Origin of the sequence: Alishewanella tabrizica (assembly GCF_014652375.1) — a bacterium.
Classification (GTDB): Bacteria; Pseudomonadota; Gammaproteobacteria; order Enterobacterales; family Alteromonadaceae; genus Alishewanella; species Alishewanella tabrizica.
Map to the genome: position 1 here is coordinate 1 of NZ_BMYR01000022.1, position 9,204 is coordinate 9,204.

General features: G+C 42.5%; 15 protein-coding genes and 1 pseudogene. 2 read left to right on the top strand and 14 right to left on the bottom strand.

All coding sequences use genetic code 11. The features are described 5' to 3' along the window. Positions 1–58: 58 nt before the first annotated feature. From IE070_RS16165 to IE070_RS16215, 11 genes and pseudogenes are all read right to left on the bottom strand, one after another. The gene (locus IE070_RS16165; protein ID WP_189484221.1) at positions 59–253 is read right to left on the bottom strand and encodes a hypothetical protein; all 195 of its coding nucleotides are present in this window, start codon (positions 251–253) and stop codon (positions 59–61) included. Positions 254–367: 114 nt separating this feature from the next. Next, positions 368–904, bottom strand: a complete 537-nt coding sequence (locus tag IE070_RS16170) for a hypothetical protein (protein ID WP_189484222.1) — start codon at positions 902–904, stop codon at positions 368–370. Continuing rightward, on the bottom strand, positions 901–1,077 hold the full coding sequence (locus tag IE070_RS16175; RefSeq protein ID WP_189484223.1) for a hypothetical protein: 177 nt from the start codon (positions 1,075–1,077) through the stop codon (positions 901–903). The genes IE070_RS16170 and IE070_RS16175 overlap by 4 nt, the downstream gene beginning before the upstream one ends. Positions 1,078–1,236: 159 nt before the next feature. After that, positions 1,237–1,335 (bottom strand): annotated as a pseudogene (locus IE070_RS16180) (IS5/IS1182 family transposase); the annotation flags it as partial. 119 nt (positions 1,336–1,454) lie between these two features. After that, positions 1,455–2,918, bottom strand: a complete 1,464-nt coding sequence (zapE, locus tag IE070_RS16185) for a cell division protein ZapE (protein ID WP_229797115.1) — start codon at positions 2,916–2,918, stop codon at positions 1,455–1,457. A 467-nt stretch (positions 2,919–3,385) separates the two neighbouring features. Next, positions 3,386–3,745, bottom strand: coding sequence for a hypothetical protein (locus IE070_RS16190; protein ID WP_189484225.1), 360 nt, complete (start codon positions 3,743–3,745; stop codon positions 3,386–3,388). A 103-nt stretch (positions 3,746–3,848) separates the two neighbouring features. Then, a complete protein-coding gene (locus tag IE070_RS16195; protein WP_189484226.1) occupies positions 3,849–4,016 on the bottom strand; it encodes a hypothetical protein in 168 nt (55 codons plus the stop codon). 113 nt (positions 4,017–4,129) lie between these two features. Then, complete coding sequence (locus IE070_RS16200) at positions 4,130–4,486, bottom strand: DUF6404 family protein (RefSeq protein ID WP_189484227.1); 357 nt, start codon at positions 4,484–4,486, stop codon at positions 4,130–4,132. Between the two features lie 125 nt (positions 4,487–4,611). Further along, complete coding sequence (locus IE070_RS16205) at positions 4,612–5,310, bottom strand: transglycosylase domain-containing protein (RefSeq protein WP_189484228.1); 699 nt, start codon at positions 5,308–5,310, stop codon at positions 4,612–4,614. A gap of 127 nt (positions 5,311–5,437) precedes the next feature. Further along, positions 5,438–5,815: a DUF7674 family protein gene (locus IE070_RS16210; protein WP_189484229.1), complete on the bottom strand. Its 378-nt coding sequence runs from the start codon at positions 5,813–5,815 to the stop codon at positions 5,438–5,440. A gap of 103 nt (positions 5,816–5,918) precedes the next feature. Then, on the bottom strand, positions 5,919–6,350 hold the full coding sequence (locus IE070_RS16215) for a hypothetical protein (protein WP_189484230.1): 432 nt from the start codon (positions 6,348–6,350) through the stop codon (positions 5,919–5,921). 150 nt (positions 6,351–6,500) lie between these two features. Here IE070_RS16215 and IE070_RS16220 point away from each other — a divergent pair, with 150 nt between their 5' ends. Next, positions 6,501–6,746 carry a type II toxin-antitoxin system CcdA family antitoxin gene (locus IE070_RS16220; RefSeq protein WP_189484231.1) on the top strand — a complete coding sequence of 82 codons (246 nt, stop codon included), beginning with the start codon at positions 6,501–6,503 and terminating at the stop codon, positions 6,744–6,746. Beyond that, positions 6,746–7,063 (top strand): CcdB family protein, encoded by a 318-nt coding sequence (locus IE070_RS16225; RefSeq protein WP_189484232.1) that lies wholly within the window; start codon positions 6,746–6,748, stop codon positions 7,061–7,063. The genes IE070_RS16220 and IE070_RS16225 overlap by 1 nt, the downstream gene beginning before the upstream one ends. A 66-nt stretch (positions 7,064–7,129) precedes the next feature. Here the strand turns inward: IE070_RS16225 and IE070_RS16230 are convergent, their stop codons facing one another. The 3 genes from IE070_RS16230 to IE070_RS16240 form a co-directional block, all read right to left on the bottom strand. Next, the gene (locus tag IE070_RS16230) at positions 7,130–7,957 is read right to left on the bottom strand and encodes a hypothetical protein (protein ID WP_189484233.1); all 828 of its coding nucleotides are present in this window, start codon (positions 7,955–7,957) and stop codon (positions 7,130–7,132) included. A gap of 116 nt (positions 7,958–8,073) precedes the next feature. Further along, positions 8,074–8,490, bottom strand: a complete 417-nt coding sequence (locus IE070_RS16235) for a GFA family protein (protein WP_189484234.1) — start codon at positions 8,488–8,490, stop codon at positions 8,074–8,076. A 120-nt stretch (positions 8,491–8,610) separates the two neighbouring features. Next, positions 8,611–9,045 (bottom strand): hypothetical protein, encoded by a 435-nt coding sequence (locus IE070_RS16240; RefSeq protein WP_189484235.1) that lies wholly within the window; start codon positions 9,043–9,045, stop codon positions 8,611–8,613. Between the last annotated feature and the right edge of the window lie 159 nt (positions 9,046–9,204).

Below are 9,204 nucleotides of genomic sequence, written 5' to 3' on the forward strand. Positions count from 1 at the left end.
AACGCGGGAAGAAAAAACCTGATCGGCATGATGTTATTGAGCGATCGGAATGATGTTATTAGCCAATATGGGTGATGTTGATTGCTATGAGCTCAACTCCAGACAGTCCAAGAAGCGCCATTGCATCCTGCTCGGAGACCGCAACATCCATTAAAGTGATCGTGAAAGTTTCTGTCTCCCAAACGAAACCACCTCCAAGGCGCTCGACTTCAACTAGAATTATCTCGTTCCTTTCCTTTGCGTCTGCAGTCATATACTCCCTTTTTTAGCATAACGCCCCTACAGAAAACCTGTTCAAATAACAGCATTTCTACTTCGGCCACTCTGTTTATTAATTGTTATCTGTTTTTGGCGATAAAATTTTTTGTTAGGTTTGTTTTCTTAGTATATGTAAAACATAAGTTTTGTTAAAAACACTAATAGCACCATTAAATACCTTAGTTTGCGTAAAGCACCAACCTGCTAACGTGCATTCTACTGTTACAGGCTCAGATGTTTTCTGTTGGCCGTTAAAAGCAAAAATACTAGAACATGACGTTGGCTCTACTCCTCTTGCCGCAGAACAGATTGAAATACCTGATGGCTGCCATGAACATTCTGTTTGGGATGATATTTGTTGCAGCGGTACATGAGTTCTGTGGGATAAACCAATTATTTCCGGGTAATAATCATGGGTGTAGGTTTTTGTAATTCGCCTCCCCAAGGCAATACTGTAGTCGGTGCACGCAGCGGTATTAATGGTTGTTCTATACTCAACCTGTAATTTGAAACCGATTGATTCATCGACTTCGCCAATAACATCAATAAATTTGTTAGACGGCATATCAGACTGAACTAAGTCTGTGTTCAACGAACAAGAACTGAGAACTAAAGCCAAAAACGCTGACAGACTCAAACTTTTCATAGAAAACCTACCACAAAGCAAAATGGGTGACCGACCGCACTGCGGGTTGGCATGTCAGCGAACAACTGGCGAGAGTGATGCGTTTTATTATGTTTTTTTAAGCAATACATCCAAACCTCTATTGTTTCTTTTAAATTTGCCCCTGTGATATGACCACTTTTTTCAATCAACACAGATTTATCCTGTGGGAAAGCACTAGCCCATCCCTGCCATAGCTCACCCCACATTTGTCTGCCCTGATCCGTAAAAAATAAATTGGTCGGGCTATCTCCTTTTCGTCCATTGCCTGCCTTAGGATAGAATGGTTCAACAACTTCAAGGAGTTGAGACTAAGGCAACAGAGCGTCCATCCGTGATAAAAAGATCTCTTTACGCGTTTTACGACGCTTGTTGGAAAACTCACTATCTGCAAAAGTAAGTTGATGGCTCATGATGTGTTCTTTCTGAGTTATCATTTGTGGCAGATTATTTCATATTAGGGACATACTCGCATGTTCCCTAGTTAAAAATCTGCTATAGGTTCAATGGCTTGCAAGGTAAAGAGCTTTCGTCATTGCCGTCCCCATTCCTTTCCACCCATTTCTACCAACCGAGACGCGGCGCGTCGAAAGGAAAAGGCGAGATCATTGGCGGCCGATAATTGTGCCAGTGACACGCCACTTCGACCCGTCGCCGACCACTCAAATTGTTCACCCTCTTTGGTGCGAATCATGGTCGTCGCAAAGGAACTCGAGTTTCCCCCCTTCTCACTGACAAACAACTCTTCATTTCCATCACTGCTTTCAACTTGCGCTTCAAACTCGACAAATAATTCATCGAGCGGGACTTTTGCCGCCAGCACCAAGCGGGTGCGAGATTCATAACACACGTCAATGAGGGTCACGAATCGTCGCGCTTCGTTGAGGTGATTGGCGTCTAATTGCGGCACCCGGTCCATGATGAGGACCTGAAATCGGTCGCAGAGGGAAATATAATCGGCCGCGCCGAGTGGTTGGTAGCATAACTCGGAAAAGTCAAACCAGGCGCACCGGTCATTCAATCGGGCGACCTGGACGGTGCGACCGAAGGGTACGTGAATGGCCTCGGCCTCAGTTCCGGATGCAGTGCCACCAAATATTTCTTTCAACTGCGCCTGCATGTTGTTATCACTATCATTATCGCCGTGAACATCCTTGTTTGACCAAAAATAGGATTGACCATCAGCTCGAGTTTCGAGTCGATAATCCTTAGCGGAATCCTCCATGGAGATAATGTCGAACGTGTGTTTTAACATGTCTATGAATGGCAAAAAGAGGGATCGGTTAATGCCTCCCTTATACAAGGCATCGGGGGAGCGATTCGAGGTGGCCACCACCACGACATTCCAATCCAATAATAATAAAAAAAGTCGTTTCAAAATCATGGCATCGGCAACGTCTGTTACTTGAAATTCATCGAAACAGAGGAGTTGGGCTTCCTGTGCCAATTGCTGCGCAATGATGGGTATCGCATCATCTCGTGGGTGCTTTTGTTTGTAGACAAAGATTCGATGATGGACGTCTAGCATGAATTCATGGAAGTGGACGCGGCGTTTGGTAATTTTTACGTGTTTGAAGCTGTGGCTGTCATTATTACAGCAAGAATCATCAGGAACATTAACCGACGCGTAAAAGAGATCCATTAGAAAGCTCTTGCCGACCCCGACCGGTCCATGAATGTACATGCCTCGCGGTGGTGGACCAAAAGACCACAAATAGAATTTCTTTCGAAGAAAGGACTGAGCGGATGCCAAGGATCGCGTCAGTAACAGTAACAGCGGACTGCTGCTTCTAGAGCTGCTCTCTGTCAGTCTGTCGGTGCGCACGGGTACTGGTGGGAGCGAAGTAAGAGACTCGTGCAGGGCATCGAGTTTTGCCGCCAGAGCAACTTGCGCGTTATCTCGTCGCACCTCTTCCGCATCCACCTTACGTTCATACGCCGCTGTCACGGGGCCTGTCGGGAGGGACCGCCGAGCAACGCGATGTTGTGCTGCCATATTCTTCATCACCTTCTTCATCATCAACATGATGAGTTTATCAACATGGTAAGGAAAGTACGATCAAGTCCGCTTCTTCCCGCTTTTTTTGATTGTCTCAGGTAAAGGGACTTATTCGCAATTTACCTCGTCGGTTTCCCCCAAGATCTACGAGAAGTTGCGAAAGCGTATAAGAGACCCTTCCCTCCTCTCGGGTTTCCGCATCTAGTAAATCACACAAAGCTGAAGATAAACCATGAGATAAGAAAGAAAGCATGGTTGATTGAGCATGCCCAAGGAAAAGCTCAATCAAGTAAAAAGGAATTACAGTGACTATAAGCACAATTAAAAACTACTGCTTTGATGATAATTCTTTCACGTAACCCTCCAAAATTTATAACGCTTTACCAATGATCTGCCGCATCGTAGCGTGCGCAATCCCGTGGAGGCCCACCCCGCTTGTGGCCAGAACGAACTTTACAAACTTGTTAGGTATTGTTTGAAACATAGCCAATAAATTTACTTTTGAACGATAGCCATATAAAGCTAGTAAACGCCGCAGTAGCACAAGCAGCCTGAATTCCCGCAAAGTGGTTACCATACGAATTTATGAAAAACACAATAGGCACCACCGTCAAAAAACCACCTAACCAATCATTATTCCTACGCCACAAAAACGGTAATACAAGAGCGGTATACAGACCATAAGGAATACTTAAAAATAGTAAGAAGTAAATTGGCCTCTCAAAAAAGCTCATAACCAAAAAAATGACAGTAAATATCGCCAAAATCCACGGTGCATAACCAATCGTTTGGATGAATGTTTTTTTACTAGATGACTGCTTCATACTTACCTAACGCCAAATTTACCGCGAAAAGCCGCGCAGCGGGTTGACTTCGCATCTAGCGCTTTTGCTGGCGATAAAAACTGATTTATTTATTTAATAGCGCCTACTTCTCTTGCTGACCAGGACTTTTTCCTGTCTTAAAAAAATAAAAAGTTCCCACAGCACCCAGCGAACTAACAACACCACATAAAATAAGTATTACATCACTGTTTTTTATACCAACAAAAATAGCGACCAATCCAATAATTAAAAAAAACAGATTTCCAAACATATCTCAAACCTCCCTAAAAAACATAACGCCGAGTACTGCGGAAGACTTTTGCGCAGGAGGAACGACGCAGCAAAAGGCTGTCCGGCGCCGAAGGCGCGTACAGGTAAGAATTGTTAGGCACGTTTAATTTCGTGCCAGGGTGTTAGTTTATGCTTTTTAAAAACATGCCTATAATAGGAAGCCATAACAATGCCAAAGAAAGCACCCGCAAACACTGCGGTCGAGAGCATTACGGCCGGAGATATATTTTGGGTGCTCCAAGCAAAAAAATACATAAATCCCCCCCAAGCACAACCAAAATAAATACCAGTACAAAGTGCATTCTTTAAAAAGGAATTGTAATGTGGTAATGGGGCTTTAAAGCCAAGCCTACGAAGTAATCTTGTAATTGGTGGATTGTAGTTCGACTTCCAAATTTTTGCTGCTTCGAGCTCTTTAACTGCAAAATTATATTTTTCTTCATAAGTCATGATTTATTCCCTTTTCGTGATGACGGTTCTACTTGTATTGCCTAACGCCCGGCTTTGGGTCGGACTTGAAGCCGCAGGCGGCGGAAAGGCCGTCCCAGCCTCGAAGGGGCGACAACAGCCGTTTGTTAAGCGCCGCTTGTACAGTGTTTGTATTCAGTATCGAACCAACCGTCTGGCTTACATGTACCAGCTAGTATTTTTTTAATTTTATAAATACGGCTTTCAAGATGCTTGGCACCTTTTTCTGGATGAAAATAGTTTGGTGCCTTTAACATTGCAACCAAAGCAATAAATTCATCATCAGAAAGTTCAGCAAGTGGCTTATTGAAATATGTTTCTGCCGCAGCAGGTAGTCCTCTTATTTGCCTACCATCATAGGATCCCATATATGAGCTGGATACGTAGAGCTGAAGCTGCAACTCTTTTGTCAGGTTTTTGTTGAGTATGAGAGCCATCATATCTCTACCCAGATCAATTTTTTTACAGCAATTAAATACACCACGATAAAATGATTGGAAACTACCTTTAATTCCAGGCAGCTTTACTCTAAACAAAAATATATCTCGAGCCAGAGAAGATGTAATAGTTGTCAATCCTTGCCCCTGAGATAGATCAAGACCTGCATGTTCATAAAAGGTAGGATCTTTAATTTTAAGTAAAATGTCATTTTGCTTAATAGTTAGTATCGATTCTTCGTTGGCTATTGCTTCTTCTGTCAGGAGATACTCTACCGATAATGAAGCCCATGTCAAAGCGATGGTTAGATACACAATAACGATCAATACACTACTCAATAAGATTTTTGCTGATACTTTCAGATACATTATCAGTTCCTTATAATTGCTTAACGCTTTGCTAATGGGCAGCCGAAAGGTAGCGTAGGCATTCCAGTGGAGGCCACACTGTTTGTGGCCGGAACGAAATTAAGCAACTTGTTATAGGGCCGATTATTCACATAATTAATGTACCGTTTTCCCAGAACCCGTTTACTTTGTCCCACCACTTTTTGCTCTCTGGCAGAAGATAGCCCTCTGTTGATGCCGCATTGCTCTGGTCTTGAAGTCCTTCAAGCAAAGCAATTGTAGCGGCCTCTTTCACATAGGGGCTTCCCTCTATGTGCCAACGCTCTACAACCTCAAACAATTCCTTAAGTTCAGAATCTTGCGCAGTTTCTACAAGCGAAGAAATGTGCCTAGAAAGGTCACCAAGTGCTAAATATAAGGGCAAATCCTTTTCATCTTTCCACTCGTCCAGGAATTCTTCCCACACTGGCTTAAAGCTAGGGCAAGCTATAACTGCTAGTTCTAACATTTCATCTTTTTCTATCATGATGCGCTTAGGCCCTATAACGCTTTGCTTTGGGGCCGTAGTGAAGCGCAGCGCAGGTCCCAGTCGCGCAGCGGCGACAACAGCAATTTGTTATGAGCTTTTGCTAGTGCCACAACAAATTATCCTTATAATTCAATGGAGGTTTTCCATCAGTAGTCAACCCCAAGTAGTAATAGAAGCTCACTGTTTTACCGCCTGCCTCAGCGGAACCAACAAAATACCAATGATCTGTATAAGACACTAAACCGAAGTGTGAGCGATGAGAAGCCTCTGAAACTTTGATTTCAGCACCCTTAAGAAGGGAAGCAACATCCGTTCCGCGAGGACAGGATTTGAAGCCATGGTTTTCATATAGCTCGTTAACGGGTAAGCCTTTCGCAAACATTGCATTATTATCAACAGAGCAAATGAAAGCATTCTTTTCTAAATGCTTTATGCCTATGTCACCTTCAAATTGAGAACTATTTGAAACATTTTTAATGGTAGTGCAACCAACCAAGAGAACTATCAGGCTACAAATTAGTAAATTATTCATATGGCTCATAACGCCCAAATTTAGCGCGGAAAGCCACGCAGCGGGTTGACGTCGCAGCCAGCGCTTTTTGCTAGCGATAAAATTTGTTTGTTATATGCCATTATTTCTTCTAAAATTAATGCGCACAGACAATACGCATGGAATTAGTTTATGAGAACCACATTTAGTGCACAAGCACCAAAAAAAGCCACAAACTTAAGCTTAAACAGTGAGTTACTTGCTGAAGCTAAGCGCCTTAACATCAATCTATCCGCTACAATGGAAAAAGCTTTAGAAAAAGAAGTTTCCTCTAGATTGAAAGCTGAGTGGTTAGAGCAAAACGCCGACTCTATTCAAGCTTACAACGAGCTTACTGAAAAACACGGTCTTTTTTCTGATTCATACCGAGTATTCTGATGTCACAATTTATTCTTTACAAAAATTTCGACAAAAGTACATCTAACGCCTATCCGTATTTTGTTGACGTGCAAAGTGAGCTGCTAAGCACCCTCAATACTCGATTGGTCATTCCGCTGACACCACTACATTTATTAGAAAAAAAGGCTCCAAGCCATTTGTGTCCGACGATCCATATTAAACAAGGCGACTTTGTCGTTCTTACCCAACAAATGGCAAGTATACCAACCAAAATGTTAGCAGAGCCAGTCTCAGACTTAGGCGCTTTCAGAGATGAGATTATCGCAGCTATAGACTTTTTGATTACTGGCATATAACGCCCGCCACAAACGCGAGCAACTTGTTGCGAGTCGAGCCGCGAAGCGGCGTTTTGGTGGCGATTGTTAGTTTCGTCCAATTAACGCCTCAGAAAGTAATTTTTCAGTCATCATTTGCGCTTGATCTTGCTCATAATTGCTCATGTTGTTTAGCAGCCGCTGCTTAATCCAGTCGACCTTACGATACAAATCATTATTCCGTGTAATTGCCATGGCATAGTTAGCGTATGCCACCGACTTATAATAGCTTTGCCCATTGGTTGCAGGGTCAAAATGCTGATAGCCTTCAACTAGCTTTTCTAACGATTGCTCACCACCTTGCAATGCAACTTTATGCGCTAAATCGTATTTCTTGTGAGTAAATGCTACTCTAGCAGCAATTCTCGCTTCCCTACTTAATTGCACTTTACCAACGTTTTCAAAATATTCCTGTTCACCGATTGCCCATAATAACGACACTGCATCGTCAGATCCTTGCTCAGCCGCAATTAACAAAAGGTCTATGTAGTTGTATTCGACTTTAGGTTGCTTTGAACATAAATCAAATCTGGCGAGAACATCTTCGATATACTCGTTTGGTTCTCCAACACTATTAGCTTCATCAAGCCAGACTGATAATTCAGAATCTGATTTCGGCACACTTTTACAAAGGCGAAGCTCAATTGCTAGTTCAAGAATCTGATTGGCGCTAAGTTGCAATATATTGCCTTGGGCATCATCTTCGGCAATATATTCAACAATTGATCCCCGTTCCTCCTCTTTTTCGACTTTAGTACCAGCATCTTTAAGCTGAAACACATGCTCATTACTCACAGCGGGAGTAATTTTCTCTTTTGGATACATCCAGAATGCAAACAAGGAAACAATTAAAATGATTAATAAAATTCTATACACGAAATTACACCTAAGAAACTAACGCCCAAATCTAGCGCGGAAAACCGCGTATCGGGTTGACGTCGCAGCCAGCGCTTTTTGCTGGCGATAATATTTGTTTGTTAGCATTTTTGGCATTACTTCTGAACTACACGGCTTGGTTCATGCCCATCATAACGCGGTAGTTCAGCATCTAAATCGTCCCAGTTTGCTCTTGAGGACACAAAATTATGTGATACCGGCCTTTCTTCAATGTCTGAATCCAAAACACCGAGCCTTAAACGTAGTAGCTCAGGAGACGACTCATTACTGCTAAAAATCGGAGATGCACAGACTTTGCAAAAGTGCCGTTTTTTTCCTGGCGCAGTTTCATAGAAACCAATTTGCTCTTCGCCTGTATTTATAATTAAACCAGCTTTCTTTATAAAGCCATTTGTTGCATAAGCAGTGCCACTGTTTTTTCTACACTTTGAGCAATGGCAGTGGATAATTGAATCAATACCGCCATGTACCTCTATTGCTATAGCTCCGCAAAGACAGCTTACTTGATACATATTACTTCCTTATGCTAACGCCGCGATAAACGGTGGTTTTTAAGTTGCACTTTTGCCATAAAATGGAGCGAAGCGGAATGGCAAAAATGCAACTTAAAAACCATCCGTTTGATTGCTTTGTTAGGCTTTTTTCTTTATGGCGTAATAACCTAGTGAACCCATGAAAAAGCTTAGCAAGCCGTAAATTAACATAAAGTTTTCAATTCCTTTACTGGTTGTAATTCCGTCAAAGAAATTGCCATGAACGATTTGCGCCGAAACTCCGAGCAAAATAAAAAAGACTAACGGTGAACCTAAGCTAAATAGGATTATGGTAATAGTTGGATTTAAATTTAAATAAACTAGCTCGCAGTATAGCCAAGTTATAAGAATGGCTGTGAGCAACAATCCGCTCGAAACTGGAAGGTATGATTTAAATGCAACGAGCCAACCGCCAAAAGGTACTGATTTAAGAATTAATGCAATAGGAAGGGCCACAAAAGTAGAAGCCAAAAAAAGAGCTAAAGCAATAAACGAAATTTGTTTAAAAGGTAAGTATTTGTTCATTGCATGCATAATTTTCCGGAATGATGGTTATGTGCTAATAGAGCCTAACGCAAAGCACACGGGTGACGACCGCGCAGCGGTTGGCATCCCAGCGGCCGCAGGCCGCGAGTGATGCAATAACATGGACTCCCCCTCACTATCCGGCATCGATGTGCCACACTGAGAGTG

Bases quoted from the DNA above. Each gene is read 5' to 3' on its own strand.
- IE070_RS16200 (WP_189484227.1), bottom strand. From the start codon at position 4,486: ATGACTTATGAAGAAAAATATAATTTTGCAGTTAAAGAGCTCGAAGCA.
- IE070_RS16165 (WP_189484221.1), bottom strand. From the start codon at position 253: ATGACTGCAGACGCAAAGGAAAGGAACGAGATAATTCTAGTTGAAGTC.
- IE070_RS16195 (WP_189484226.1), bottom strand. From the start codon at position 4,016: ATGTTTGGAAATCTGTTTTTTTTAATTATTGGATTGGTCGCTATTTTT.
- IE070_RS16215 (WP_189484230.1), bottom strand. From the start codon at position 6,350: ATGAATAATTTACTAATTTGTAGCCTGATAGTTCTCTTGGTTGGTTGC.
- IE070_RS16190 (WP_189484225.1), bottom strand. From the start codon at position 3,745: ATGAAGCAGTCATCTAGTAAAAAAACATTCATCCAAACGATTGGTTAT.
- IE070_RS16210 (WP_189484229.1), bottom strand. From the start codon at position 5,815: ATGATAGAAAAAGATGAAATGTTAGAACTAGCAGTTATAGCTTGCCCT.
- IE070_RS16225 (WP_189484232.1), top strand. From the start codon at position 6,746: ATGTCACAATTTATTCTTTACAAAAATTTCGACAAAAGTACATCTAAC.
- IE070_RS16235 (WP_189484234.1), bottom strand. From the start codon at position 8,490: ATGTATCAAGTAAGCTGTCTTTGCGGAGCTATAGCAATAGAGGTACAT.
- IE070_RS16220 (WP_189484231.1), top strand. From the start codon at position 6,501: ATGAGAACCACATTTAGTGCACAAGCACCAAAAAAAGCCACAAACTTA.
- IE070_RS16240 (WP_189484235.1), bottom strand. From the start codon at position 9,045: ATGCATGCAATGAACAAATACTTACCTTTTAAACAAATTTCGTTTATT.
- IE070_RS16170 (WP_189484222.1), bottom strand. From the start codon at position 904: ATGAAAAGTTTGAGTCTGTCAGCGTTTTTGGCTTTAGTTCTCAGTTCT.
- zapE (WP_229797115.1), bottom strand. From the start codon at position 2,918: ATGGCAGCACAACATCGCGTTGCTCGGCGGTCCCTCCCGACAGGCCCC.
- IE070_RS16205 (WP_189484228.1), bottom strand. From the start codon at position 5,310: ATGTATCTGAAAGTATCAGCAAAAATCTTATTGAGTAGTGTATTGATC.